Annotated in this window: 24 protein-coding genes; 12 read left to right on the top strand and 12 right to left on the bottom strand. The window is 72.8% G+C overall.

Annotated features, from left to right (window positions below):
- The 4 genes from ABFJ78_RS45380 to ABFJ78_RS45395 form a co-directional block, all read left to right on the top strand.
- On the top strand, nucleotides 1-1,045 hold a 1,045-nt coding region (locus ABFJ78_RS45380; RefSeq protein WP_436393647.1), incomplete at its 5' end, for a family 2B encapsulin nanocompartment shell protein.
- A gap of 123 nt (nucleotides 1,046-1,168) precedes the next feature.
- Nucleotides 1,169-2,608, top strand: a complete 1,440-nt coding sequence (locus ABFJ78_RS45385) for a glucuronyl esterase domain-containing protein (RefSeq protein WP_436393648.1) — start codon at nucleotides 1,169-1,171, stop codon at nucleotides 2,606-2,608.
- A 95-nt stretch (nucleotides 2,609-2,703) separates the two neighbouring features.
- Complete coding sequence (locus ABFJ78_RS45390; protein WP_436393649.1) at nucleotides 2,704-3,606, top strand: NAD-dependent epimerase/dehydratase family protein; 903 nt, start codon at nucleotides 2,704-2,706, stop codon at nucleotides 3,604-3,606.
- Nucleotides 3,591-3,941 (top strand): darcynin family protein, encoded by a 351-nt coding sequence (locus ABFJ78_RS45395; RefSeq protein WP_436393650.1) that lies wholly within the window; start codon nucleotides 3,591-3,593, stop codon nucleotides 3,939-3,941. Before ABFJ78_RS45390 ends, ABFJ78_RS45395 begins: the two co-directional genes overlap by 16 nt.
- Here the strand turns inward: ABFJ78_RS45395 and ABFJ78_RS45400 are convergent.
- Genes ABFJ78_RS45400 through ABFJ78_RS45425 form a run of 6 tightly spaced genes read right to left on the bottom strand, consistent with a single transcriptional unit; the run spans nucleotide 3,938 to nucleotide 9,200 of the window.
- Nucleotides 3,938-4,939, bottom strand: coding sequence for a proline racemase family protein (locus ABFJ78_RS45400; protein WP_436393651.1), 1,002 nt, complete (start codon nucleotides 4,937-4,939; stop codon nucleotides 3,938-3,940). The two genes, ABFJ78_RS45395 and ABFJ78_RS45400, sit on opposite strands and share 4 nt — an antisense overlap.
- Nucleotides 4,940-5,851: a dihydrodipicolinate synthase family protein gene (locus ABFJ78_RS45405; RefSeq protein WP_436393652.1), complete on the bottom strand. Its 912-nt coding sequence runs from the start codon at nucleotides 5,849-5,851 to the stop codon at nucleotides 4,940-4,942. It lies immediately after the preceding gene.
- Nucleotides 5,848-7,134 (bottom strand): NAD(P)/FAD-dependent oxidoreductase, encoded by a 1,287-nt coding sequence (locus ABFJ78_RS45410; protein WP_436393653.1) that lies wholly within the window; start codon nucleotides 7,132-7,134, stop codon nucleotides 5,848-5,850. Before ABFJ78_RS45410 ends, ABFJ78_RS45405 begins: the two co-directional genes overlap by 4 nt.
- Nucleotides 7,131-7,382 (bottom strand): (2Fe-2S)-binding protein, encoded by a 252-nt coding sequence (locus tag ABFJ78_RS45415; protein WP_436393797.1) that lies wholly within the window; start codon nucleotides 7,380-7,382, stop codon nucleotides 7,131-7,133. Before ABFJ78_RS45415 ends, ABFJ78_RS45410 begins: the two co-directional genes overlap by 4 nt.
- Nucleotides 7,382-8,527, bottom strand: a complete 1,146-nt coding sequence (locus ABFJ78_RS45420; RefSeq protein WP_436393654.1) for an NAD(P)/FAD-dependent oxidoreductase — start codon at nucleotides 8,525-8,527, stop codon at nucleotides 7,382-7,384. Before ABFJ78_RS45420 ends, ABFJ78_RS45415 begins: the two co-directional genes overlap by 1 nt.
- Nucleotides 8,528-8,564: 37 nt before the next feature.
- On the bottom strand, nucleotides 8,565-9,200 hold the full coding sequence (locus ABFJ78_RS45425; RefSeq protein WP_436393655.1) for a helix-turn-helix domain-containing protein: 636 nt from the start codon (nucleotides 9,198-9,200) through the stop codon (nucleotides 8,565-8,567).
- 104 nt (nucleotides 9,201-9,304) lie between these two features.
- Between ABFJ78_RS45425 and ABFJ78_RS45430 the strand changes: the two genes are divergently transcribed.
- The gene (locus ABFJ78_RS45430) at nucleotides 9,305-9,799 is read left to right on the top strand and encodes a hypothetical protein (protein ID WP_436393656.1); all 495 of its coding nucleotides are present in this window, start codon (nucleotides 9,305-9,307) and stop codon (nucleotides 9,797-9,799) included.
- On the opposite strand, the gene ABFJ78_RS45435 is transcribed toward ABFJ78_RS45430, so the two are convergent.
- Both ABFJ78_RS45435 and ABFJ78_RS45440 read right to left on the bottom strand, forming a co-directional pair.
- Nucleotides 9,796-10,755 (bottom strand): threonine ammonia-lyase, encoded by a 960-nt coding sequence (locus ABFJ78_RS45435; protein WP_436393657.1) that lies wholly within the window; start codon nucleotides 10,753-10,755, stop codon nucleotides 9,796-9,798. The two genes, ABFJ78_RS45430 and ABFJ78_RS45435, sit on opposite strands and share 4 nt — an antisense overlap.
- A 100-nt stretch (nucleotides 10,756-10,855) precedes the next feature.
- The gene (locus ABFJ78_RS45440; protein WP_436393658.1) at nucleotides 10,856-12,040 is read right to left on the bottom strand and encodes an MFS transporter; all 1,185 of its coding nucleotides are present in this window, start codon (nucleotides 12,038-12,040) and stop codon (nucleotides 10,856-10,858) included.
- A gap of 80 nt (nucleotides 12,041-12,120) precedes the next feature.
- Between ABFJ78_RS45440 and ABFJ78_RS45445 the strand changes: the two genes are divergently transcribed.
- Together ABFJ78_RS45445 and ABFJ78_RS45450 are read left to right on the top strand one after the other, a co-directional pair.
- On the top strand, nucleotides 12,121-12,819 hold the full coding sequence (locus tag ABFJ78_RS45445) for an ArsR/SmtB family transcription factor (protein WP_436393798.1): 699 nt from the start codon (nucleotides 12,121-12,123) through the stop codon (nucleotides 12,817-12,819).
- Between the two features lie 111 nt (nucleotides 12,820-12,930).
- Entirely contained in the window at nucleotides 12,931-14,433 is a 1,503-nt protein-coding gene (locus tag ABFJ78_RS45450) for a DUF2235 domain-containing protein (protein WP_436393659.1), read from the top strand.
- On the opposite strand, the gene ABFJ78_RS45455 is transcribed toward ABFJ78_RS45450, so the two are convergent.
- Nucleotides 14,385-15,710 (bottom strand): MFS transporter, encoded by a 1,326-nt coding sequence (locus tag ABFJ78_RS45455; RefSeq protein ID WP_436393660.1) that lies wholly within the window; start codon nucleotides 15,708-15,710, stop codon nucleotides 14,385-14,387. The genes ABFJ78_RS45450 and ABFJ78_RS45455 overlap by 49 nt on opposite strands.
- A 70-nt stretch (nucleotides 15,711-15,780) precedes the next feature.
- Nucleotides 15,781-16,557, bottom strand: coding sequence for an NAD(P)H-binding protein (locus ABFJ78_RS45460; RefSeq protein WP_436393661.1), 777 nt, complete (start codon nucleotides 16,555-16,557; stop codon nucleotides 15,781-15,783).
- An 80-nt stretch (nucleotides 16,558-16,637) separates the two neighbouring features.
- Between ABFJ78_RS45460 and ABFJ78_RS45465 the strand changes: the two genes are divergently transcribed.
- Nucleotides 16,638-17,564 (top strand): AraC family transcriptional regulator, encoded by a 927-nt coding sequence (locus ABFJ78_RS45465; RefSeq protein WP_436393662.1) that lies wholly within the window; start codon nucleotides 16,638-16,640, stop codon nucleotides 17,562-17,564.
- On the opposite strand, the gene ABFJ78_RS45470 is transcribed toward ABFJ78_RS45465, so the two are convergent.
- A complete protein-coding gene (locus tag ABFJ78_RS45470; RefSeq protein ID WP_436393663.1) occupies nucleotides 17,554-19,566 on the bottom strand; it encodes a phosphocholine-specific phospholipase C in 2,013 nt (670 codons plus the stop codon). The two genes, ABFJ78_RS45465 and ABFJ78_RS45470, sit on opposite strands and share 11 nt — an antisense overlap.
- Before the next feature lie 165 nt (nucleotides 19,567-19,731).
- Between ABFJ78_RS45470 and ABFJ78_RS45475 the strand changes: the two genes are divergently transcribed.
- Nucleotides 19,732-20,259, top strand: coding sequence for a MarR family winged helix-turn-helix transcriptional regulator (locus ABFJ78_RS45475; protein WP_436393664.1), 528 nt, complete (start codon nucleotides 19,732-19,734; stop codon nucleotides 20,257-20,259).
- 544 nt (nucleotides 20,260-20,803) lie between these two features.
- Here ABFJ78_RS45475 and ABFJ78_RS45480 read toward each other — a convergent pair.
- Nucleotides 20,804-21,814, bottom strand: coding sequence for a DUF5914 domain-containing protein (locus tag ABFJ78_RS45480; RefSeq protein ID WP_436393665.1), 1,011 nt, complete (start codon nucleotides 21,812-21,814; stop codon nucleotides 20,804-20,806).
- Nucleotides 21,815-21,993: 179 nt separating this feature from the next.
- On the opposite strand from ABFJ78_RS45480, the gene ABFJ78_RS45485 reads away from it, so the two are divergent.
- Genes ABFJ78_RS45485 through ABFJ78_RS45495 form a run of 3 tightly spaced genes read left to right on the top strand, consistent with a single transcriptional unit; the run spans nucleotide 21,994 to nucleotide 25,483 of the window.
- Nucleotides 21,994-23,076, top strand: coding sequence for a polyprenyl synthetase family protein (locus tag ABFJ78_RS45485; protein ID WP_436393666.1), 1,083 nt, complete (start codon nucleotides 21,994-21,996; stop codon nucleotides 23,074-23,076).
- Nucleotides 23,073-24,542 (top strand): phytoene desaturase family protein, encoded by a 1,470-nt coding sequence (gene crtI, locus ABFJ78_RS45490; RefSeq protein ID WP_436393667.1) that lies wholly within the window; start codon nucleotides 23,073-23,075, stop codon nucleotides 24,540-24,542. The genes ABFJ78_RS45485 and crtI overlap by 4 nt, the downstream gene beginning before the upstream one ends.
- Complete coding sequence (locus tag ABFJ78_RS45495) at nucleotides 24,539-25,483, top strand: phytoene/squalene synthase family protein (protein ID WP_436393668.1); 945 nt, start codon at nucleotides 24,539-24,541, stop codon at nucleotides 25,481-25,483. The genes crtI and ABFJ78_RS45495 overlap by 4 nt, the downstream gene beginning before the upstream one ends.
- The last annotated feature ends 1 nt before the right edge of the window (nucleotide 25,484 follow it).

The following is a 25,484-nucleotide window of genomic DNA, read 5'->3' on the forward strand; positions in this document are numbered from 1 at the left end:
CGCCACCATCGTCGACGCCGACACCCCGCTGGACACCCTGTTCCTGCTGGCCCACGGCAAAGTCACCCAGCACGGCCGCGGTGAATACGGCGACGAAACCCACCTCGGCACCGTCACCGACGGCGACCACTTCGGCGCCGAACTCCTCGCCCGCGACGACGCCACCTGGCGCTTCACCGCCCGCGCCGCCACCCACGTCATCGCGCTCGTCCTGCCCGCGGACGCCTACGCCCGCCTCAACGGCCGGTCCGAGTCACTCCGCGCCCACGTCGCCGAAGCGATCGGCCGCCCCCGCAAACCCCAGAACGCCAAGGGTGAAGCCAGCATCGACCTGTCCGCCGGCCACGACGGCGAACCGATCCTGTCCGGCACGTACGTCGACTACGACCCCTCGCCGCGGGAATACGAACTCGCCGTCGCGCAAACTGTCCTGCGCGTCCACAACCGCGTCACGGATCTCTACAACAACCCGATGAACCAGCTCGAGCAACAGCTGCGGCTGACCGTGGAAGCGTTGCGGGAACGGCAGGAGCACGACCTGGTCAACAACACCGACTTCGGGCTCCTGCACAACGCCGACCTCAAACACCGCCTCACCACCCGCACCGGGCCGCCCACCCCGCTGGACCTCGACGACCTGCTTTGCCGGCGCCGCAAGACGAAGTTCTTCCTCGCCCACCCCCGCGCGATCGCCGCGTTCGGCCGCGAATGCACCCGCGCCCGCGTCTACCCCGACACCACCCTCCTCGACGGCAAACGCGTCATGGCCTGGCGTGGCGTGCCGATCCTGCCGTGCGACAAAATCCCGATCACCGACACCGGCACCACGTCGATCCTCGCCATGCGCACCGGCGAGGACGACGCCGGCGTCATCGGCCTGCGCCCGAAGGAGCTTCCCGACCAGTACCAGCCCGGGCTCAACGTCCGGTTCATGGGCATCAACGACCGCGCGGTGACGTCGTACCTCGTCAGCGCCTACCACTCGGCCGCGGTGCTGGTGCCGGACGCGCTCGGCGTGCTGGACCACGTCGAGACGGGATCCTGATTCACGAAACTTTCGAAATTGCCCTGAATCCGAAAGTTTCGGACACGGCCGCCATATTGACTGCGCCAGCGAAACGGACCTACCGTTTTTTCCGGGGACATTTCCTTCCGGAAGGGGCACCCGGTGCGCGGTTCACGGATCCGCTCGGCCGTCGTCCTGGCGGCCGTCACGTTGCTCGCGCTCGCCGGGGTGGTCACCATGGCGTCCGGGGCCGCCGCGGCGGTCGAGGACGACGGTGCCGACTGCCCGGTCTCCGTGCCGGCCTCGTGGCCCGCCACCGCCAAGCTTCCCGATCCCTTCAAGAGAATCGACGGCACGCGCGTCACGAACCGGTCCGACTGGCGGTGCCGGCGGGAGGAGATCAAGAAGCTCGCCGAGCGGACGGTCTACGGCACGAAGCCGGCGAAACCGGCCGGTGTCGCGGGCACCGTGTCGGCCACCGGGATCACCGTGACCGTGACCGAAAACGGCCGCAGCGCGAGCTTCTCCGCGGGCGTCGAGCTGCCGAGCGGGACCGGACCGTTCCCGGCCGTCTTCGTCGTGGGCGGGTTCGGCGCGGACACCGCCACGATCAAAGCGTCCGGCGCGGCCGTCATCACCTACGACCCGCTGGCCGTCGGCAAGGAAGGCACGCCCCGGAACAACAAGCAAGGCGCGTTCTACAGCATTTACGGCGCCACCAGCGGCACCGGGCTGCTGGCCGCGTGGGCGTGGGGCGTGAGCCGGCTCATCGACGTCGTCGAGCAGTCCGGCGGCCGGTTCCTCAAGGCCGACGCGCTCGGGGTCACCGGGTGCTCGCGCTACGGGAAGAGCGCCTTCGCGATCGGCGCACTCGACCAGCGGATCGCCCTCACCATGCCGATCGAGTCGGGCACCGCCGGCGTCCCGATCCTGCGCGGGATCCCCGGCGAAAGCGGCTCGCAGCCGCTCGGCAACGCCTACGGCGAGCAGCCGTGGTTCGGCGACGCCTTCAGCGCGTACACCGGGAATCCGGCCGCACTGCCGGTGGACACCCACGAACTGGTCGCGATGGTGGCGCCGCGCGGGCTGTTCGTGATGGAGAACCCGCACATCGACTGGCTGGGCGCGCGCTCCGGCAGTGTCGCGGCACTGGCCGGCGCGGAAGTCTACAAAGCACTCGGCGCGGGCGGCAACATCAGCTACTGGTCCGACGTCCAGGACGGCACGCACTGCGCGTCGCGGCCCGAATGGCGGACGCCGTTGCAGCAGAACATCCAGAAGTTCCTGCTGAAGACGGGCAGCGCGGCCGGAACCTTCCGGATCTCGGGCAAGAAGGCGGGAAACCTGGCCGAGTGGCGCGACTGGACGACGCCGGTCCTCACCGACGGCCCGGACACCACCACGCCGACTACTCCCACCACCCCGCCGCCGACCGGCACCTGCACGGCTTCGGTGTCGGTGAACCAATGGACGGGCGGGTCCGCCGCGATCACCGGCTGGACAGTCACCGCGGTGCTGCCCGCGGGCGCGGCGGTCACTTCCGCGTGGAACACCGGGCGCAGCGGCGACACCGGCACCGGGACGACCGCGACTTGCGTCTAACGCAATCGTCGATTGCCAAAGTTGCGTGGCACGACCAGTGCCGCGGCTCCTAACTTCGGACTTGTCAACGAGTTCCCCGAAGAAGGAGCAGCACCATGCACGTGTTCGTTACCGGGGCGACGGGGTGGATCGGCACCGCCGTCGTCGACGAACTGCTCGGCGCCGGGCACGAGGTCACCGGGCTCGCCCGCTCGGACGCCGCGGCCCTCGCGCTCGCCAAGAAGGGTGCCCGGGTCCGCCGCGGCGACCTCGACGACCTCGACGGCCTCCGCGACGGCGCGATCGATGCCCACGCCGTCGTCCACCTGGGCAACAAGCACGACTGGGCGAACCCCGCGGAGAACAACCGGACCGAGCGGGCCGCCATCGAGACCATGGCCGGCGCGCTCGCGGGCACCGACCGGCCGTTCCTGCTCGCCGGTGCACTCGCCGGCCTGGTCCAGGGCCGGCCCGCGCTCGAATCCGACGTCTCCCCCGCGGTGGGCCCGGACTCGATGCGCGGCGGCGGCGAGAACCTCGCCTTCGAATACGTCGGGAAGGGCGTCCGGGTGATCAGCGTCCGCTTCGCGCCTTCGGTGCACGGCGTCGGCGACCACGGTTTCCTCGCGTCCATCACGGCGGCGGCGCGCCGGCACGGCGTCTCCGCTTACGTCGGCGACGGCACGGCGGCCTGGTCGGCGGTCCACCGCCCGGCCGCGGCCCGGCTCGTCCGGCTCGGTCTCGAGGCCGCTCCGCCGGGGGCGCGCCTGCACGCCGTCGCCGAGGAAGCCGTGACGACCCGCGAGATCGCCGAGGCGATCGGGCGGACCCTCGACCTGCCGGTGGTTTCGGTCGCGCCGGAGGACGCGGCGGAGCACTTCGGGTTCGTCGGCCGGTTCTTCGCGACGGACATGGCCGCGTCGAGCACGGCCACGCGCGACCTGCTCGGCTGGACGCCGTCCGGGCCGACGCTGGTCGAGGACATCGAAGCGGGTGCGTACGCGTGTACGCGACGGTAACCGCCTTCATGCTGGTCAAGACCACACCCGAGTGGCTGGCCATGACGGTCGAGCAGCGGATCGAAGCGTTCCGCACCGAGATCGTCCCGGCGGTCGAGGAGAAGACCAAGGGCGTCCGGTCTCGCTTCTACGACACCGAGTTCTACTCGGCGCGCGTGACCGACGTCTGGGTGTGGGAGGCCGCCGACCACGAGGCTTACCAGTTCCTGGTCGACGCCCTGCGCGAAACCCCGTTCTGGGACCGCTGGTTCGAGGTCGCCGAGATCCTGGTCGGGGTCGAGAACGGGTACGCCAGGAGCTACGGCGTCGACGCGGTCGCGAGCATCACCTCTTAGAGCACGAAACCCGTCGGGAAGGGGTCATCGGGATCGAGCAGGTAGGTGGCGGTCCCGGTGATCCACGCCCGGCCCGAGAACTCGGGGATCACCGCCGGCACGCCGCCCACCTCCGTCTCCCCCACCAGCTCGCCGGTGAACGTGGTGCCGATGAACGAGCTGTTCTCGAACGGTGTGTGCAGCGGCAGCTCGCCCCGCGCGTGCAGCTGGGCCATCCGGGCGGACGTGCCCGTGCCGCACGGCGAACGGTCGAACCAGCCCGGGTGGATGGCCATCGCGTTCCGCGATGTGCGCGCATCCGAGCCGGGCGCGAGGAACTGGACGTGCTTGCAGCCGCCGATCAGCGGGTCGGCGGGGTGCTTCGGCGGCCGCTGCTCGTTGATCGCGGCCATGATCTCCAGGCCCGCGCCCAGTATGCGGTCCTTTTCGGACCGTCCGAAGGAGATGTCCACTTGGGACAGTTCGAGGATGGCGTAGAAGTTCCCGCCGTAGGCCAAGTCGTAGCGGACCTCGCCGAAGCCGGGCACGTCCACGAGGGCGTCCCGCTCGGCGAGGAACGACGCCACGTTCCGCAGCTTGACCCGTTCCGCGCGCCCGTCGCGGACGGTGACCTCCGCGTGCACCAGCCCGGCCGGGGTGTCCAGGCGCACCACGGTCGTCGGCTCGGTCACCTCGACCATGCCGGTCTCGACCAGCACCGTCGCGACGCCGATCGTGCCGTGGCCGCACATCGGCAGGCACCCGGAGACCTCGATGTAGACGACACCCCAGTCGGCGTCGTCGCGGCAGGGCGGCTGCAGGATCGCGCCGCTCATCGCCGAGTGCCCGCGCGGCTCGTGCATCAGGAACTGCCGGATGTGGTCGAGGTGCGCCATGAAGTACCGGCGGCGCTCGGCCATCGTGGCCCCGGGGATCGGGCCGACGCCGCCGGTCACCACCCGGGTCGGCATGCCCTCGGTGTGCGAGTCGACCGCCGTGATCGCGCGTGAAGACCGCACCTACGCCACCCCCAGCGCGGCCAGCGCCCGGCCCATGTCGGCGCGGACCTGCTCGCGGTGGACGTCGGAAAGCGGCCCGCGCGGTGGCCGGCACGGCCCGCCGTAGCGGCCCACCATGTCCATCCCGAGCTTGATGGCCTGGACGAATTCGGTGCGCGAGTCCCAGCGGAACGCGGCCACCAGCGGCTCGTACAGCGCGCGGGCCTCGTCGAGCTTGCCCGCGGTGGCCAGCTCGAACAGGCGCGCCGACTCGGCCGGGAACACGTTGGGGAACCCGGCGAACCAGCCGGTCGCGCCCATCAGCAGGCTCTCCACGACGACGTCGTCGGCGCCGCTGATCACGGCGAGCTCCGGCGCCCGTTCGCGGATCTCGAGCACGCGCCGGACGTCGCCGGAGAACTCCTTGACGGCGACGACGTTGTCGATCCGCGCGATTTCGGCGAGGAGGTCGGGCGTGAGGTCGACCTTCGTGTCGAAGGGGTTGTTGTAGACCATCACCGGCAGGCCGACCGACGCGACGGCTTCGAAGTGGGCGAGCACCTCGCCGCGGTTGGCGCGGTAGAGCGTCGGCGGGAGGCAGAGCACACCGTGCGCGCCGTCTTCGGCCGCCGCTTCGGCCCAGTACTTGGCCTGGTGCGCGCCGGGTCCGTGGACGCCGACGACGACGATCCCGTCACTGCCGACGGCTTCGATCGCGGTGCGGGCGACGCGGCGGCGTTCGTCGTCGGTGAGCGAGGAGTACTCGCCCAGGGAGCCGTTCGGGCCGACCCCGCGGCAGCCGTTCCCGACCAGCCAGCGGCAGTGTTCGGCGTAGGCGTCGTAGTCGACGGCCAGCCCGGCCGGGGCGGCGTCGTCGGTCTTGTACGGCAGCGCGGCGGCGACGACCACGCCGCCGAGATCGCGGGTGCTCATGACTCTCCTTCGGGTGCGGCGAGCTCGCCCAGGCGGATCGGCTGGGCGATGGGTCGGTGGTGGCGTTCGGCGCCGCCGCAGAGCTCGGCGACGGTGGGGCCGCACATCCGGCCCTGGCACGGGCCGAGGCCGGCGCGGGTGCCCAGCTTGAGCGCGTGCGGACCGGGCACGACGGGGTCGGCGGCTGCGTTCTTCAGCTGGCCGTAGGTGGTTTCTTCACAGCGGCAGACGATCGTGTCGTCGCGGAGCCAGCCCGGCCACGCGGCGCCGATCGGGTGGGCGGCTTTCAACCGGTGCGCGAACGCCCGCGTGCGGTCCCGGTTCCGGAGCAGTTCCCGGCTCGGCGTGCCCCCGCCGGCGGCGCACCCGGCGATCGCGCCTTCCGCTCGTGCGGCGTCCGCTCCGCCGATCCCGGTGATCTCCCCGGCGGCGAAGACGTGGGCGGTGGTGGTGCGCTGGTCGTCGTCGATCCGGACGAAGCCGTCGTCGAGCAGGCAGCCGGCGGCGACGGCCAGCTCGGGTTGCGGGGTGAAGCCGTGCCCGACGCAGACGGCGTCGACGGCGTGGGTGCGTTCGGTGCCGGGGATCACCGACCAGTCGGCGCGGACCCGGGCGGTGACGACTTCGCGGACCCGGTCGTCCCCGCGGGCTTCGACGACGACGCGGCCGAAGCGGTACGGGACGCGGTGTTTGGCGAGGGTGGCGACGTAGCGGGCGAGTTCGGCGGCTTTGCCGAGGTGGATGTTCTTGGACCATCCTTTGAGGACGGTGGACGCGGTGTTGGCTTCGAGGACGGCGACGACATCGGAGCCGACGGCCAGCAGCGATTCGGCGACCGGCAGCAGGAAGGGTCCGGCCCCGGCGACGAGGACGCGCTTGCCGACGGCGATCCGCTCCCCTTTGGCAAGCGCTTGCGCGGCGCCCGCGGTGTAGACGCCGGGCAGCTGCCAGCCGGGAAACGGGAGGACGCGATCGTGCGCGCCGGTGGCGAGGATGAGGGCGTCGGGTTCGAGGATGAGTCGTTCGCGGGCGGAGCCGTCGGCCGGGCCGCGCAGGACGTGGATCTGTCGTCCGTGGATCGCCCACACCGCACTTTCCGGCCACCACTCGCAGCGGCTCACCACTTCCCCGAAGCCGTGCGGGTCCGCGTGGAACTTCCGGTGGTACTGCCCTCCCGGCGCCTCCGCTTGGTCCAACACCGTCACCTCGGCCCCGGCCCGCAGCGCGTGCTCGGCGGCCGCCAACCCCGCCGGCCCGGCACCGACGATCACCACCCGCGTCACGTTTCCTCCTGGCGGGACTGGGTGCGGATCTCGTCGCCGTCGGCAGCGCGGCGGCGGCACGCGCGGACGTCGGGCACCCCGTTCACCGTCACCAAGCAGTCGAAGCACGCGCCGATCCCGCAGAACACCCCGCGCGGCGCGCCCGACCGAGTGGTCCGCCACGATGCTCGCCCGGCCGCCAGCAAAATCCCCGCCACCGTCTGCCCGTCGATGCCGGCCAGACGTTCGCCGTCGACGCTGATCTCGATCACACCACCACCGCCGGACGGTCCACTGTGAACTCCTCCACCGGCATCGACAGCGAAGTCCCGGTCAGCAGTTCACGCAGCAGCCGGGCCGTGCCGACGCTCAGGCCGATGCCCGCGCCTTCGTGTCCCGTCGCGTGCCACAGGCCGCCGAGCCTCGGGTCCTCGCCCAGGACCGGCAGATGATCGTCCACGTAGGGCCGGAAGCCGCCGTACGCGCGCATCACCGCCGCGTCCGCCAGCGAGGGGAACAGCCGCAAGGCCTTGACCGCGATGGCGCTCAGCACCGATGGCACGATCGCGTCGTCGAACCCCACGCGGCGGCGCGACGAGCCGATCAGGACCGTGCCGCCCCGCGTCGACTCGACCACGGCCGACGTCTGCAGCTCGCCGTCGCCGGAGCCGACCGCGCCCACGTAGTCCGCGTCGTACACCTTGTGCCGGACCACTCCGGGCATCGGCGTCGTCACCAGCACCTCGCCTCGCCGGGGCCGGACCGCGATCGGAGCCCCCAGGCGCGCCGAGACCTCGCCCGCCCACGGGCCGGCCGCGTTGACGACGACGTCCGCCTCGAGGACCTCGCCGGGCACGCGGACCCCGGTGATCCGACCACCGGCCACGACCGCGCCGGTGACCTCGGCGTCGGTGCGCAGGTGGGCACCGCGCGCCAGGGCCGAGCCGAGCAGGGCCAGCGTCGCGCCGGCCGGCTGGACCTGCGCGTCCTCCGGGTAGCGGACCGCCGCCGTCACGGAACGGGTCAACGCGGGTTCGGCGGCGAAGAGGTCCTCTGTGGACAGTGTCTCGACGAGCACCCCCGCCGAGGCCTGCGACGCCGCGAACGCCGTGAGCGCCTCGGCGCCGGCTTCGGTGGTGGCGACGACGATGCCACCCTTCGGGTCGAACTCGCAGGCGTCGCCGAGTTCGGCCGCGATCTCCGGCCACAGCCGGGCCGACAGCTGCGCGAGCCGCAGCTCCGCGCCCGGGCCCTTGTCCGAGACGAGGAGGTTGCCTTCGCCGTGCGAGGTGGTGCCGCCCGCGGGGCGGCCGCGGTCGACGACCAGGACGTCGAAACCGGCAAGGTTCAGCTCCCGGGCGCACGCCGCACCGACGACACCGGCCCCGATCACCACCACCCGCGTTCGGTTCATCGACCCTCCGGTGTTCGGTAAAGCGAACGATCGGAGGTTAGGTCTCCGGGGCCGGGGGTGTCAACGGGTGCGGCCGCCCGTCGAGGCGTTCGCCGTCGCGGTACTGGAGCAGCAGCACCGAGTGCACAGGCGCGGCCAGCGCGGTGTAGCTGTGCGGCTCGCGGGCGTCGAAGGCGACGTAGTCACCGGGTCCGAGGTCGACGGTCCGGCCACCCACCTCGACGCGCAGCCCGCCGGTCTGCACGACGGTGTGCTCGACCCCGACGTGGCCCTGCGACCGTTGGGGCGCGTCGCCGCGGACGACCTGGTCGTAGACCTCGAAAACGCTGTTCTCCGCCTCGATCCGGCGCAACGGCCGCAGGTCGATCCCCTCGCCGCGGAGCACTTCGACGTCGGCGCCGCGCACCACGGTCAGGCCGCCGCGGGGCCGGTGGTCGAGCAGGTCGGAGATGGCGACCTCGAGGGCGCGGGACAGGCTGAACACGGTCTCGATCGTCGGGTTGCCGCTGCCCGCCTCGAGTTGCGAGAGGGTCGCCTTGCCGATGCCGGACCGCCGCGACAGCTCGGACAGCGACAGGCCCCGGGCGGCCCGCGCGGCCCGCAGGTTGACGGCGAGCATGTCCCGGATCGACGGCTCGGTCGCGGTCGTCCCGCCGTTCGGTAAAGCGTCCATCGAGCTCGGTCTCCGTTCGGTTCGCCGATCGCGGCCCATGATGCCACGCCGGACCGCCGTGCCAGAATGACCGCGCACGATCACCACCCTGGGGGACCGTTTCCGTGGACATCTCGTTGTCGTTCGTCTTCACGCCCGAACTGGCCAAGCAGTCGTTCCGCGCCTGCCACCCGCGGGCCCCGCTGGCCCGGTGGCTGCCGGCCGGGATCTACGTGGTGCTCGGGATCCTGGCCTTGGCCGAAGCTCTCCAGGGCGCGCAGGTGGACCCGGCCGGGCTCGCCGTCGGCGTCGTGGTCCTCCTGCTCGGCCTCGGCTGGCCGGCCTTCTACGCGCGGCGCGTCGCCCGGGCGTTGCGGCCCTTCGCCGAGCCGGCGACCACCCGGCTCGCGCTGACCGACGCCGGATATGCGGCCGAGGCGGCCGGGCGCTCGGTCAGCCGGCTGTGGCCGACGTTCAAGAGCGCCGCGCTGGTGCGGGGGTTCTGGGTGCTGAAGACGGAGTCCGAGGGCACGCTCGCGTTCCCGGCGAACGTCCTCGACGCCGCGCAGACCGAAGCGTTCCGGGCGGTCATGCGGGACGAGGGCCTGCTGAAGCGCTAAAAGCCGAGCCAGCCGCGGTAGGCGGCCAGGTCGACGTTGCCACCGCAGACGATCGTGGCCACGTGCCGCCCGGCGAAGCGCTCGCGGTCTTCGAGAACCGCCGCCAAGCCGAGCGCCGCGGAAGGCTCGACGACCAGACCCGCCTGCTCCAGGAACAGCCGCATCCCGGCGATGATCGACGTCTCCCGCACCAGGACGGCGTCGTCGGCGACCAGGAGCAGGTCGTCGAGCACCTCCGGAATGGGAAACCGGCCCGCGACGCCGTCGGCGATGGTGTCGGCCGAATCCGTGGTGACGACGCGGCGTGCGCGCCACGACCGTGTCATCGCCGGCGCGCGCTCGGGCTGGACGGTGATCACCTCGGTGCCCGGGGCGAGCGACTTCAGGACGTGACCGACCCCGGTGGCGAGCGCGCCGCCGCCGAGGGCGATCAGGACGGCGTCGAACGGTCCGGACTCGACCAGTTCGAGGCCGATGGTCGCCGCGCCTTCGCACGTTTCGACGTCCAGGCTGTCCTCGACGAGCCGGACGCCCCGCTCCCGCGCCAGGTCGGCTGCGCGGGAGCGGGCCAGCTCGAAGTCGCCGTCCACCAGCTCCAACCGGGCGCCGAAAGCCCGGATGCGCTCGAGCTTCGCGGCGGGCGCGGACCGCGACGCCACGACGGTGACGTCGATCCCGCGGGCCCGGCCGGACAAGGCGAGGGCCTGCCCGAGGTTGCCGGCGCTGGCGCACACGGCGGCGCGCTCACCGCGTTCGGCGAGACCGTGCGCGACGAGCTCGGTACCGCGGCCCTTGAAGCTGCGGACGGGGTTCGCGGTTTCGAGCTTGACGCTGACCCGGCAGCCGAGTTCGCGTTCGAGGGGTTCGCAGCGGTAGCGCGGGCTGTCGAGGAAGACCGGGTCGATCACCCGGCGGGCGGCCCGGATCCGGTCGAGGTCGAGACGCGTTTCCGGCACGGTCGGCAAGCCTAGACGCGGAAACTCGGTCGTGGCGCGGGGAGCCCGGCAACTGTCGTCCCCGACGTGTCCCGGCAGCCGATCATCGACACCGCGGCCCTCACCGACTGACGAGCGCGGGTTCCCGGGTCCGGAGCGCCCAGCGGGTCAGCCGCGGGATCGGCGCGACGGCCACCAGGAACACCGCGGCGACCAGCAGCCACCCCAGCGCGCCGAGGCCGCCGACCGCGAGGGTGAACACCCCGGGCCCGACCATCTGGACCGTCGCCGTGGCCGCCTCGCTCACCCCAAGGTAGGCCCCCTTCGCCTCCTCGCGCATGAGCCGCACCGAAAGCCCCCAGTTCGCGGCCACGTAGCTCAGCTCGCCGACGACGTGCAGCACCGCGGCCAGGACGACGACCGTCACCGCGCCCGCGCCCGCGCCGCCGGCGGTGGTCGCCAGCAGCAGGCAACTCGCCGCCAGGACCACACCGGACACCACCGCCGTCCGGGCCGCCTGGCGCGCCGTGCGGCCGAAGCGGGCGAACGGCACCTGGAACACCGCGATGCCCACCGAGCTGAGCACGACCACGACGCCGCCGAGCCCCAGCGGCAGCCGCGTCGAGCCGGACAGCCACAGCGGCAGCCCGGCCGACAACATCGCCCAGCACAGGGAAAGCACCGCCGTCACGCCGGCGACGCACAGGTACGGCCGGTCGCGCAGGACCGCCCGGGCACCCGGCCGCCGGTCCGGGCGTCCCGAAGGGGCGGGCACGAGCAGCGTCGTGCCGGCCAGGACCAGGAAGCTCAGCGCGTTGCCGAGGATGGCCAGGGTGTACGCCCACGGCGCGTCGGCGGTCAGGACGAGCGCCCCGAGGCCGGCGCCGGCGGCGTACCCGACGTGCTGGGCGACCCGCTGCTGCGCCAGCACGCGCAGCCGGCCCGCCGGGTCGGCGACCAGCCCGGTGACCAGCGCCGTCCGGACCGCGGTCCCGCCGGTCGCGAGCGCCGTGAACGGCACCGTCACGGCCAGGAACGAGACCGGGCCGTCCACCACCAGGTAGCCGGCCATCGCGGCGGCGCGCACGAGCGTCACCGCCACCAGCACCGCCCGGGGGCCGGCGCGGTCGGCGAACGCGCCCAGCGGCACCGCGGCGGCCATGCCCACGGCGCTCGCCACGGCCATGCCCGCGCCGACCGTCACCACGGGCAGCCCCAGGATCCGGGTGAAGTAGAGCGCCCAGATGGTGAACCACAGGCCGTCGCCGAGCGCGGAAACGCCGCGGCCCCACAGGAGACTTCTCATGCGACCACCCTTCACGAGAGCCTGAACGGTATCATCATTCAGGCTCTCGTGAAGGGTGTTAGGATCCGGGGGTGCGCGGAATGGTGGAACCGGAGAACGCGGTTCAGGCCGCCATCGTCGGGTTGACGCGGGAGCTGTCGGACCCCGTGCGGCTGACGGCGCTGCAGCTGCTGGCGGCCGAGGGCCCGCACACGATGGTGCAGCTGGCCGACGCGCTGGGCGTCACCGCGCCACGGCTGGGCAACCACCTGGCGCGGCTGCGGGCGGCCGGGCTGGTGACGGTCGAGCACACGGGGCGCCACGCGCTGTACCGCGTCGGCCGCGACGACCTCCTGCCGGTGCTCACCGCGCTCGCCCGCTACGGCGGCAACGACTCGGTGACACCCCCGCGCCCGGCGGAATCCACTGTGGACATCGCGCACACGTGCTACGACCACGCGGCCGGCCGGCTCGGCGTGGCGGTGTTCGCCATGCTGGTCGACCGCGGCGCGCTGCGGGCCCCGGACGGCTCGGCGGCCGACCTCACCCTGGGCGGCGACGTCTCGGCGTTCCACGACCTCGGCGTCGACCCGGCCACGGTGGACCCGGGCCGCCGCCGCTGGGCGACGGCGTGCCTCGACCGGACCAACCGCGTCCCCCACCTCGGCGGCGTCCTCGGCGGGCGGGTGCTGGCGGCGCTGCTCGACGCGGAGTTCGTCCGGCGCGGGGACACCGGCCGTGAGCTCACCGTCACCCCGCTCGGCCGCCGGAAACTCGGCGCCCTGCTGCCCGGCTTCTGAGCCGGCCGTATCCGGCGGGCCCCTTTCCGCCTCCTACAGACCTCGGGACTGTAACCGCGGCCGGGATCGAAACGACTCCCAAGCATCCCGAGTGGAGCGAAGGTGGATCGGATGAGCGAGGCGAACGGCGGACGGCGGCACCTGGTCGTCTGCTGCGACGGCACGTGGAACACGCCGGACCAGCAGCAACAGGGCCGGCCGGCCCCGACGAACGTCGCCCGGCTCCACCACACCGTGGCCGAGCGCGACAACCAGCTGCGGTACTACCACCCCGGCGTCGGGACCGGGCCCGGCCTGCTCGACCACCTCGAAGGCGGGCTGGTCGGCAAAGGACTGTCCGAGAACATCAAGAGCGCCTACGGCTGGCTCGCCCGCACCTACGAACCCGGCGACGCCATTCACCTGTTCGGGTTCAGCCGCGGGGCGTTCACCGTCCGCAGCCTCTCCGGCATGCTCAAGCGCTGCGGCCTGCCCGCGGCGCTCAAGACGGCCGGTTCCACCGAGTTCTGGGCCGAGGTCGACCGGCTCTTCACCGACGTCTACCGGGCAGAGTCCGGCGAAGCGGCCGAGGCGGTCCCGATCGAATTCCTCGGCGTCTGGGACACCGTCGGCTCGCTCGGCATCCCGGACTGGCTCGGCCCGCTGAAGCTCGTCGAAGACCACGTCGGGCACCTCCCCCGGTTCCACGACACGAAGCTCGGCGGCCACGTCCGGCACGCCCGTCAGGCGCTCGCCATCGACGAGATGCGCGGGCCGTTCATGCCGACGCTGTGGTCCGATCTGGACCAGGACCGCGACGTCAAGCAGGTCTGGTTCCCCGGTGACCACTGCGACGTCGGCGGCGGCCACGACCGCACCGGCCTCTCCGACGCCGCGCTGCAATGGATGATCGACGAGTGCCGCGCCGCCGTCCCGGACCTCGTCTTCGACGACTCGATGTACAAGCAGATCGCGCCGGACGCCCAGGACGTGCTGCACAACTCGCTCCACAGCGTCTACTCGGTCCTGTGCCCGGCGCCGCGGGCCTTCCCGTTCATCGAGGCCGGTTCCGGCGTCTCGCAGTCCACTGTGGACCGGCAGGCGACGCCGCCGATCACGACCGGCCCGTACCGCCCCGGGCGGCGGCTCGAAGTGGGCGACTCCGCGACCGTCGACGTCTACGCGGGGAAGCCGTGGAACTGGACCGGCCTCTACCTCGAGCCCGGCGACTACGCGTTCACCGCCGAGGGCACCTGGCTGAACGGGAAGGTCGCACACCGCCCCGACGGCACGGAAGCCGACGCCCGGCTGGACTTCCAGGACGTGCTCCACGCCCTCGCCACGACGTCGGCCTGGCTGCAGACGCAGCTGGCGCGGCTCAACGACGCCGACGCCCGCTCGTTCGGCGGCCGCCGCTGCGAAGCCGCGAACTGGATGGCCCTGATCGGCGCGGTGGCGGCCCCGAACCTCGACGCCCACGACGTCCAGCAGCCGTACGACGCCGTCCCGATCGGCGGCGGGGTCGACCGGTGGACGAACCGGAAGCCGGGCTACTTCTACGCCTACGCCAACGACAGCTGGCTGGGCTACTCCAGCAACCGGGGTTCGCTGAGGCTGACCGTCTCGCGGCTCTGACCCAGGGGAACGTCCCGGCGGTCGCGGACGAAGAAGGTCGCCACGAGCCCGATCAGCGTCATGCCCGCGAGGTACGCGCACACCGAGTAGACCATGCCCGTGCCCGACTGCAGCGCCTCGGCGATCGTGGGCGCGAACGCGCCGCCCAGCACCGCGCCGATCGCGTACGACAACGCCGCGCCGCTGTAGCGGACCCGCGTCGGGTACATCTCGGCGTACAGCGCCGCTTGCGGACCGTACGTGAAGCCCAGCCCGACCGAGAACAGCACCAGCGCGAGCACCAGCAAGCCCACGTTCGCCGTGTCCAGCAGGGCGAAGAACGGGACCATCCAGACCAGCTGGACGGCGAACCCGATGCGGTACACGGTGATCCGGCCGACGCGGTCGGCGAGGTAGCCGCCGGCGAGGGTGCTCACCAGCCACGCCACCGCCGAGATCATCACGGCGACCAGGACCACCGACCGGTCCAGGTGCAGCGTCTTCGTCGCGTACGACTGCACGTACCCGCCGGTCGTCATGTAGCCCACCGCGTTGTTCGCCGCGAACAGCAACGCCCCCAGCACGACCAGCGGACCGTGGTGGCGCAGCAACGGCACCAGTGGCAGGCTGGACCGGCTGCGCGTCCGGCGGACCTCTTCGAACACCGGGCTTTCCGCGACGCGGCTGCGGATCACGAACCCGAGGACGATGAGCACGAAGCTCAGCAGGAACGGGATGCGCCAGCCCCAGGCCAGGAACTGCGCCGGCGTCGTCACCGCGGCCGCCAGCGCGAGCGCGCCGTTGGCCAGCAAGAGCCCGATCGGGACGCCGATCTGCGGGAACGCGCCGTACAGCCCGCGGCGGCCGGCCGGGGCGTGCTCGACGGCGAGCAGCGCCGCGCCGCCCCATTCGCCACCGGCCGACAGTCCCTGCACGATCCGCAGCACCACCAGCAGGATCGGGGCCGCGACGCCGATCGACGCGGTGCTGGGCACCAGGCCGATCAGCACGGTCGAGACGCCCATCAGCAGCAGCGTCGCGATGAGCATCGCCCGGCGGCCGAGCCGGTCGCCGAGGTGCCCGGCGACCACCGCGCCGATCGGCCGGAAGAGGAAGCTGATCCCGACGGTCGCGAACGACAGGATCAGCGCGTCCTTCCCCAGCGCGGAGAAGTACTGCGTGGCGAAGACCAGCCCGGCCGAGATGGCGTAGACGAAGAAGTCGTACCACTCGATGGTCGTGCCGGCCATCGCGGCGAGGACGACCCGGCGGTGCTCACGATCGATCCCTCTCGCCATGACGGCTCCTTCGGTGTCCGCGAATGGTGGCGAGGATCGTATATGGTTTCCGATATGATCGGCAACCCCGTCAGGCCCAAGTGGTCGCGAGGACGAACTCCTCGAACGTCCGGGGCGGCCGGCCGAGGGCGCGTTCGACACCGTCCCCGAGGCCGGCGCCCCGGCCTTCGCGCAGATCCGTGAGCAAGCCGGTGAGCAGCCGCGCCACGGTTCCGGGGACGCCGTAGGCGATTTGCCGCTCGACGAACGCCTCGGGTTCCACGTCGACGTACCGGATCTCCCGTCCTGCCGCCCGGGCGATGAGCCCGACCGCCTCGGCGAACCCGACCGCCCGCGGGCCGGTCAGGTCGTAGACCTGGCCGGCGTGCCGGTCGTCGGTCAGCGCCGCCGCGGCGACGTCGGCGATGTCCTCCGCGTCGACGAAGGGCGCTCCACCGCCTCCGGCCGGCAGGGCCAGGGCGCCCTCGCGGATTCCGGGCGCCCACGGACCTTCGCTGAAGTTCTGCGCGAACCACTGCGGGCGCAGGATGGTCCAGGCCGCGCCGGAATTTCGCACGGCTTGCTCGGCGGCGTGCAGCGGATGACCCTCCTCCCCCGCCCGCGGGGCGGAAAGCAGGACCAGCCTGGAGACGCCCTCGGCGACCGCGTGGTCGACGAACCGCGGCAGCCGCGAAGCCGCCTGCAGATCCGGTTCCACGAGGTAGGCGGCCGTGACGCCGGCCAGCTTCCAGCCGGCCGGGTCGTCGAGGTCGAAACCTCGGGAGCGGGAGGCGACGCGCGCGTGGTCGATTCGCCGGGCGACGCGGCGGCCGGTCTTGCCGGTACCGCCGAGGATCAAGGTGGTCATGCCCTCAGGCAACCGCGAAAGCCCGAGACGATCCATGGGCGGAAGTCGAGGATTCCTTTGTGGTCGTCTACGGTCTGGGCATGGACGTGCTGAGCGACCTGCTGCAGCGGGCGCACGCCGCGGACGCGCTGGTGCGGCAGCTGATCCAGCGGCCGCCGTGGTCGATGACCTTCGCCGACGCCCCGCCGCTGACGCTGGTCGCGACGCTGGGCGGGCACGCGTTCGTCAGTCTCCGCGACGCCGCGCCGGTCCGCCTCGCCGCCGGCGACATCGCTCTGGTGGCCGCGGCCGGCCACACGATCGCGGACGACCCGGCGACCGCGCCCCAGGTCGTGATCCGGGGCGCGAAGAAGTACCCGATCACCGCGGACGCGCGCCCGCGGGCGCCCCGCACGTACGGCGACGGCGCACCCGGCGCGACGACGATGCTGCGCGGCGCCTACGAACTCCACGGCGCCGCCGCCGAACGGCTCCTCGACGCGCTCCCGCCGCTGGCGGTCGTGCGCGCCGGAGCCCGGACGCGAGCGGCTCTCGAACTCCTCGCCGGCGAGATCGCCCGCGACGAACCGGGCCAGGACGCGGTGCTCCGCCGGTTGCTGGACCTGGTGCTCGTGCTGGCCCTGCGGGCGTGGTGCGCGGGGACGGACACGCCGCCGGCCTGGTACCGGGCCCTCGATGACGAGAGCGTCGGGGAGGCGCTGCGCCTGCTGCACGCCGAACCCGCGCACCGGTGGACGGTCGCCTCGCTGGCCGCGCGGGTGGGGTTGTCCCGGGCCGCGTTCGCCGCGCGCTTCGCGCTCCTCGTCGGCGAGCCGCCGCTGACCTACCTCACCGGCTGGCGCATGACGCTCGCCGCGGATCTGTTGCGCGACACCGAAGACACGGTCGCGGCGGTCGCGAAAGCCGTCGGCTACGAGGATCCGTTCGCGTTCAGCGTGGCCTTCAAACGCCACCGCGGCGCCAGCCCGTCGGACTGGCGCCGCGGCCGGGTGGACGTCAGTCCGTGAGCGTGGCCGGGTCGCTGGTGCTCGGCCGGCCGTTCTCGACGTGCCCCGCCAGGCGGCGCAGGAACTTCGGGTCGCGGTCGGAAGTCACCGACACGTCGTACCAGTTGCCACTGCGGCGGGTGTCCACGTGCTCGACGACCCGCGCGCCCGGGCGGAGCCGGCGCGTCGTCGAGCGGTGGCCGTAGGCGTCGGCCACCGTCAGCTGCACCGTCGTCGTGCCGCTGTTGGTCAGAACGAGCGCGAGGTCGCCGCCTTCCCGGCGGAGGCTCACCTCGGGACCGGCGGCGCCACCGCGGAACTGCCGCACGAACCCGTTGGGTCCGTAGGCCGTGTAGTCGTAGGCCCCGGAAGCGGGCAACGCGGCCGCCAGCGACTTGCCCGCGCCGGCCGTGTACGTGCGCGGCTCCCCCGACGGCGTCACCACGTAGAACGCCGCCCCCGCGCGGCCGTGGTTGGCGAACGTCACCGTCAGCTTGCCGTCCGCCAGGCGGGCGTCGGCCGACAGGTCGTACGGGAGCGCCCGCGCCGGCCGCAGCCCGCGTTCCTGCTTCGGCAGCACGTTGTGCGCCGGGACCGCGGGCACGTAGTCCGGGTGCCGCACGCGGTCCGGCGGCTCGTAACCCGCGGTGTCCGGCAGCGCCGGCACCCGCGCGTCGGTGCGCGCGAAGTCGAACGCCGAGGTCAGGTCGCCGCAGACCGAACGGCGCCAGGGGGTGATGTTCGGTTCCTGGACACCGAAGCGGCGTTCGATGAACCGGATGATCGAGGTGTGGTCGAACGTCTCCGAGCAGACGTACCCGCCCTTGCTCCACGGCGAGACCACGAGCATCGGGACGCGCTGGCCGAGTCCGTACGGCCCGGCCGGGTTCGACGCCGACCCCGCGAAGATCTCGCCCGTCGTGTCCACAGTGGACTGGCCGGCCGCCGCGTACGGCGGGACGACGTGGTCGAAGAAGCCGTCGTTCTCGTCGTAGGTGATGAGCAGCGCGGTCTTGCTCCACACGTCCGGGTTCGCGGTCAGCGCGTCGAGCACCTGCGCGATGTACCAGGCGCCGTAGTTGACCGGCCAGTTCGGGTGCTCGCAGAACGCCTCCGGCGCGGTGATCCACGAGACCTGCGGCAGCTTCCCGGCCTTGACGTCGGCGCGCAGCCGGTCGAAGTACCCTTCGCCGGCCTTCGCGTTCGTGCCGGTGCGCGCCTTCTCGTAGAGCGCGTCGCCGGGCTTGGCGTTGCGGTAGGAATCGAAGTACAGCAACGAGTTGTCGCCGTAGTTGCCGCGGTAGGCGTCCTCGATCCAGCCCCAGCCGCCGGCGGCGTCGAGGCCGTCGCCGATGTCCTGGTAGATCTTCCACGAGACGCCGGCCTGCTCCAGCCGCTCGGGGTAGGTCGTCCAGGAGTAGCCCTTTTCGTCGTTGCCGAGGACCGGGCCGCCGCCCTTGCCGTCGTTGCCCGTGTACCCGGTCCACATGTAGTAGCGGTTCGGGTCGGTCGAGCCCATGAACGAGCAGTGGTAGGCGTCGCAGATGGTGAACGCGTCGGCCAGCGCGTAGTGGAACGGGATGTCCTCGCGCGTCAGGTACGCCATGGTGGTCGAGCCCTTGGCGGGCACCCACTTGTCGTACTTGCCGCCGTTCCACGCCGCGTGCGTGTCGTTCCAGCCGTGCGGCAGGTCCTGGATGAACTGCAGGCCCAGGTTGTCCGCTTCGGGGCGGAACGGGTAGATGTCGCGCTTGCCGTCGGACTGCGCCCACACCGGCTTGCCGTTCGAAAGGGTCGCCGGCCGCGGGTCGCCGAAGCCGCGTACGCCGCGCAGCGTGCCGAAGTAGTGGTCGAACGACCGGTTCTCCTGCATGAGGACCACGATGTGCTCGATGTCCCGCAGCGTCCCGGTACGCCGGGCGGCGGGGATCTCGGCCGCTCGGGCGATGCTCGTGGAGAGCGCGGAAAGGGCGGCGGTGCCGCCGGCCAGCTGCAGGAAACGCCGTCGGTTGACGTCCGTCATGAGGACTCCGGGGGTGTCGGGGTGGAGAGCCGGGCCATTGTGCGTGGGCCTACGAGAACCTGTGCCGGGCCCGAGGCTAACTCCGGGCGAAACTCCGGTAAACGGCTTCGGGCGGACGAGCTCTTGACACAAATACTGAAGTACGTACTAATGTAGTGCTTCACAATGAACGACTTCCCGAAAGACTCCGACGACTCCCTCTACTCCCCCGGCGTCCGAAGCGCGCTCGCCGGCTTCACCCACGGCGAGGACACCGGCGCACTCGAAGCGGCGGCCGCCGTCCGCGCGGCCGCGCGCAGCCTGGACCAGCTGCGCTCGCACGGCACGGACAGCCGCGGCCTCAGCCCCGGCGCCCTCGACATCCTGATCCGGCTCAGCGCGGCCGAAGCGAACATCAAGGACCTCGCCGCGTCGGCCGGGGTCAGCTCGCGGAACGTGACCGGCCTGGTCGACACGCTGGAACGGGCCGGGCACGCGGTGCGGGTCCCGGATCCCCGCGACCGCCGGTCGGTCCTGGTCCGCATCACCGACGACGGCCGGACGTGGCTCGAGGAGTTCCGGCGGCCGTCGCAGCTGGCCATGGCGGCACTCTTCCGCGGGTTCACCGCCGCCGAAACGACCCGGCTGCGCCACCTCTGCCTGCGGCTGGTGGAGAACCAGCAGCAGCTCGCCCGCCACCTGGAGAACCGATGACAGGGTCTCGGCACAGTCGGATCGGTGTGGTCGGTCCGGCCGCCCGCAACGTCATGAACGAGTCGTTCACCTCGCCGGACGCCAGGGCTCCGGCAAAGTCGTGGCCGCGTGGTCTGCCCGGCGTCGCGGCGATGTCATGAAAGGGTCGTTCATGTCGTCTGACGAGGTGAACGACCCGTTCATGACGTGCGGGCGACCGGATCGGCTGCGCTGACCTGACTTTGCCGGGACCCTGTCGCCGGACGCGGTGAACGGGTCGTTCATGACCTCCGAAACCCGGGATCTCGGCGAAACGCCCGTTCGGCCCGGCCTCACTCGGGTTCGACCGGCCGGTCGGGCCCCGGGCGGTGGTCCCGCCGGCTTTGCCGGAGCTCTGCCGGCCGGCGACGTGAATGAAGCTCATCCACGTCGTTCGGCGGAACCGCGGCCCGGCGGTGACAGCGGTGCCCGCCCGACTGCCCGGGTTTGCGGAGACCACGAGCTGAGCTCGAACACGGGCGGGGCACCGCCGCGAGCCGTGTACCCGGCGCGCGGCGCGGCAAACTCAACCGGCGCGCAACGCGTAGCGGCGTTCGGCGTAGGCGAGATCGTCGCGCCACAACCGGGCCGCGGTGTGGCGCATCAACGGGCGGATCGCCGGCGCCAGCTTCGCCGCCACCGCGAAGCCCGGCCGCTCCGAAGCCGCGATCGTCGCCTCGATGACCGCCGTCCGCGGGCGGCCGTCGGGGCCCGGGCCGAGCGGGGTCGCGTGCGTCTCCACCACGCTGCCCACCCCCTCGCCTTCGACGATCCGCATGACGACCGTGCGCGGCTCGGGGCACGTGAACTCCGCCAGCACCGGCACGCCCCAGCGGCCCGCGAGCCGGAACGTGACCTCGACGAGGAACCGGTCCTCGTCATCGGGCACGTCGATCCCCTGCGGCGCTTCGAGCACCCGCAGGCGGCTGAACGAGTACGGGTGGAACCAGGCGCCGTGCCACGGGTCGAGGCGGTTCGCCACCACGTCCTCGGGTTCGCACATCCCGGTCAGCGTCGCGACGGCGTCGATGCGGGCCGGGTTCGCCGGGCGGGCCGGCACCACCGGCGCCTCCGACGGCTGCTCGCCACCCAGGCCGTCGAGGCGCGCCCAGACGAGGACGCCGTCGTCGTGCGCCGGCACCGGGGACCACGTCCCGCAGCGGGTGCCGTCGATCCGCAGGCCGTGCCAGCGGCAGACGAGCCCGCCGGCGTCGACCCGCGCGTCGGCGAGCGGGGCGCCCAGGTGCGGGCACGCGCCGGGGCCGATCCGGACGTCGCCGTCCGGCCCGCGCCACGCGACCAGCTCGCGGCCGCCGACGGTCACGCCGAACGGGCGGTCCGCGCGCACCTCGCGACTGGCCGCGACGACGTACCAGTTGCCCGACGGGCGGGCCGATGCGCGCTTGCCCGCCGCTTCGATGAGGGCGGGCGAGCAGTCGCGGTAGGTCGGCTCCTGCTTCGCCCAGCGGGGTTCGGCGAACGGCTGGACGGGCCAGCGCCGCGGCCATCGCGCGGCGATCCGGCGGCTGACGTTCATCGGTCCATCGTGGCCGATCCGCATCGGGCTCGCAACGTCACCGAATTCGGCTGCCCAGCGAGCGCAGGCGCGTTTATCACGGTAGAACCAGGGTAACACCCTGACCATCCGACGTGTCCCTTGATGCCCGCTCAGCGTGCATCGAATTTGCATCGCAAGACGGCGAGAGAGGAGCCCGGATGACCGCGACCTCCACGGCCGCCGGATCGGTGGCGTGGCTCGACGCGCTGCGCCGGCGTTGCGCCACCGACGTCCACGCCTTCGTCACCGAACGGGTGCGCGAGCACTTCACCGGGCGCGCGGCGGACACCCCGGCCGTCGCGGCGCTGCCGGAGTTCGTCACCGGTGGCAAGTTCCTCCGCCCGATGTTCGCCTACACCGGCTGGCGCTGCGGTGGCCCCGAAGACGCCGCCGCGTTGCGCGCCGCGGCGAGCCTGGAACTGCTGCACTGCTTCGCGCTGGCCCAGGACGACGTCATGGACGGCTCGGCGCGGCGACGCGGCCGTCCGTCGATGCACGTCCGCTTCGCCCGCTGGCACGAAGAGCAGGGCCTGAGCGGCCCGGCGGCCCGGTTCGGCGAGTCGGCCGCGGTGCTCATGGGCGACCTGTTCCTCGTCTGGTCCGAGCAGCTGCTGCACGAAAGCGGGCTCGACGTCCGCGTCCTCGCCCGCGGCCGGCCCGGCTACGACCTGCTGCGGTCCGAGCTGGCCGTCGGTCAGCTCGGCGACCTGGTGAACGACGCCCGCACGCTGCCGTCGTGGGCCGACGTCCTCGACGTGATCCGCCGCAAGTCCGGGAACTACACCGTCCGCCGCCCGCTGGAGTTCGGCGCGGCGCTGGCCGGCTGCCCCGAGGACGTCGTCGCCGCCCTCGGCACCTACGGCGGCCTGCTGGGCGAAGCTTTCCAGTTCCGCGACGACCTGCTGGGGGTCTTCGGCGACCCGGCGGTCACCGGCAAGCCCGCGGGCGACGACCTGCGCGAGCGCAAGGCGTCCAGCGTGGTCGTGCTCGCCCGGGACCTGGCCGACCGCCGGCAGCGCGCCGAGCTGACCGACCTGCTCGCCCTCGAAGCGGTCGACGACGGCGCCGTCGCCCGCTGGCGGGAGCTGATCACCGCGACCGGCGCGCGCGACCAGCTGGAGAAGTTCGTCGACGAACGCGTCCGCCGCGCGCTGGAGGCGATCGACCTGGTTCCCTTGCCCCAGCAGGCGGCCGCCGCGCTCACGGTCCTGGCGAACCGCTGCACCGAGCGCGTCCGATGAGGACGGTCACCGGGCGGACCGGCCACGTCGTGGTCGTCGGGGCCGGCCTCGCCGGGCTGTCCGCCGCGCTCCACCTGGCGGGCCGCGGCCGGAAAGTCACCGTCGTCGAACGCGATCCCGGGCCGGGCGGCCGGACCGGGCGCGTCGAGACCGGCGGCTATCACTTCGACACCGGGCCGACGGTGCTGACCATGCCGTCGATCCTCGACGGCACGTTCGCCGCCGCGGGTGCGGAACCGGCCGACCACCTGCGGCTGACGCGGCTCGACCCGGCCTACACCGCGCGCTTCGCCGACGGGTCCGTCCTGCCGGTGCACTCCGACGCCGACCGGATGACCGACGCCGTCCGCGAGTTCGCGGGACCGGACGAAGCGGCCGGGTACCGCCGGCTGCGCGCCTGGCTCACGCGGCTGTACGCGGCGGAGTTCGGCCGGTTCGTCGCGAGCAACATCGATTCGCCGCTCGGGCTGGTGTCGGCAGACCTCGCCCGGCTCGTCGCGCTCGGCGGTTTCCGGCGGCTGGACCGGAAGATCGGCGCGTTCCTGCGCGACGAACGCCTCAAGCGCGTCTTCACCTTCCAGGCGCTGTACGCCGGCGAGTCGCCGATGCGGGCGCTCGCGCTGTACGCGGTCATCTCCTACATGGACACCGTCGGCGGCGTGTACTTCCCCGAGGGCGGAATGGCCGCGGTGCCCCGGGCCATGGCCCGGGTCGCGGAAGGAGCCGGCGTCGACTTCCGGTTCGGCGAACCGGTCATCGCGCTCGAACGCCGGGGGGCGCGGGTCACCGCCGTCCGCACCGCCGCGGGCCGGATCCCGTGTGACGCCGTCGTCCTGACGACGGAACCGCACGAGTCCTACCGGCTGCTGGGCCGCACGCCGCGCCGCCCGGTCCGGTTGCGGCCGGCGCCGTCCGCGCTGGTGCTGCACACCGGCGGTCCCGGGGACTGGCCGGTGGGGCACCACACCATCTCCTTCGGCCACGGCTGGGCGTCGACCTTCCGCAAGCTCATCACCGACGGCTGCCGGATGACCGACCCGTCCCTGCTGATCACCCGCCCGACCGCGACCGACCCCGGGCTGGCGCCGGCCGGGCGGCAGCTGTTCTCGATCCTGGCGCCGGTGCCGAACCTCGAGCGGGGACCGCGGGACTGGGACAGCGAGGCCGAACCGTACGCCAAGGAGATCCTCGACCACGTCCGCGCCGACCTGCTGCCGGGCTTCGAGCCGGAGGCGTGGCACGTCATCGGCCCGGCCGGCTGGGCGCGGCGCGGGATGGTCGCGGGCACGCCGTTCAGCTACGCGCACTCGTTCGTCCAAACGGGACCGTTCCGGCCGCGGAACCTCCCGCCGGGCACGGAGAACGTCGTGCTGGCGGGCGGTGGGACCGTGCCGGGGGTCGGCGTCCCGACCGTGCTGCTCTCCGGGCGGCTCGCCGCCGACCGGATCACCGGGGAGGCCCGATGACCCGCCGCGAACTGGACGCCGCCGGCATCACCGGCCCCGAGCTGCGCGACGCCTACCGGCACTGCCGGAAGCTCAACGCCCGGCACGGCCGCACCTACTTCCTCGCCACCCGCATGCTCACGCCCGCGCAGCGCCCCGCCGTCCACGCGCTCTACGGGTTCGCCCGGCGCCTCGACGACCTCGTCGACGAACCCGAACCCGGCGCCACTCCGGACTCGATCGCCTCGACCCTGCTCGACGTCGAAGAGGGATTCCTGAAGGAGCTCGCCGCCGGGACGAGCGACGACCCGCTGCGCACCGCCGTCATCGACACCGCGACCCGGTACGCCATCCCGGAGCCGTACTTCCGCGCGTTCTTCGCCTCGATGCGGATGGACCTCACGGTGACCGGCTACCCGACCCGCGCCGCGCTCGACGAGTACGTGCACGGCTCGGCCGAGGTCATCGGGCTGCAGGTGCTGCCGATCCTCGGCACGGTGGTCGACCGTTCCGAAGCCGCCCCGCGGGCCGCCGCCCTCGGGAAGGCGTTCCAGCTGACCAACTTCCTGCGCGACGTCGCCGAGGACCTCGAGCGCGGCCGGGTCTACCTGCCGGCCGACGAGCTGGCCGCGGCCGGCGTCGACCGCGACCGGCTCGGCTGGTGCGCCCGGACGCGCCGGCTCGACCCGGCGGTGCGGCGGGCGCTGGCCGAGCAGGTCGCGGCCACCCGCCGCGTCTACGCCGAGGCCCGGCCGGGGATCGCCATGCTGCACCCGGCGTCGCGGCCGTGCGTCCGGACCGCGTATGTCCTCTACGGAGGGATTCTGGACCGCATCGAAGCCCTGGACTACAACGTGTTCGCCGGACGGGCCCGCGTGCCCCGGTACCGGCGGCTGGCCGCGGCCGGCGACGCGCTCGTCCGGGCGCAATGGGCGCGGCGGCGCCACCGGGCGGTGACGTGAA

The sequence above is a fragment of the Amycolatopsis sp. MEPSY49 genome (genome assembly GCF_051337345.1).
Classification (GTDB): domain Bacteria; phylum Actinomycetota; class Actinomycetes; order Mycobacteriales; family Pseudonocardiaceae; genus Amycolatopsis.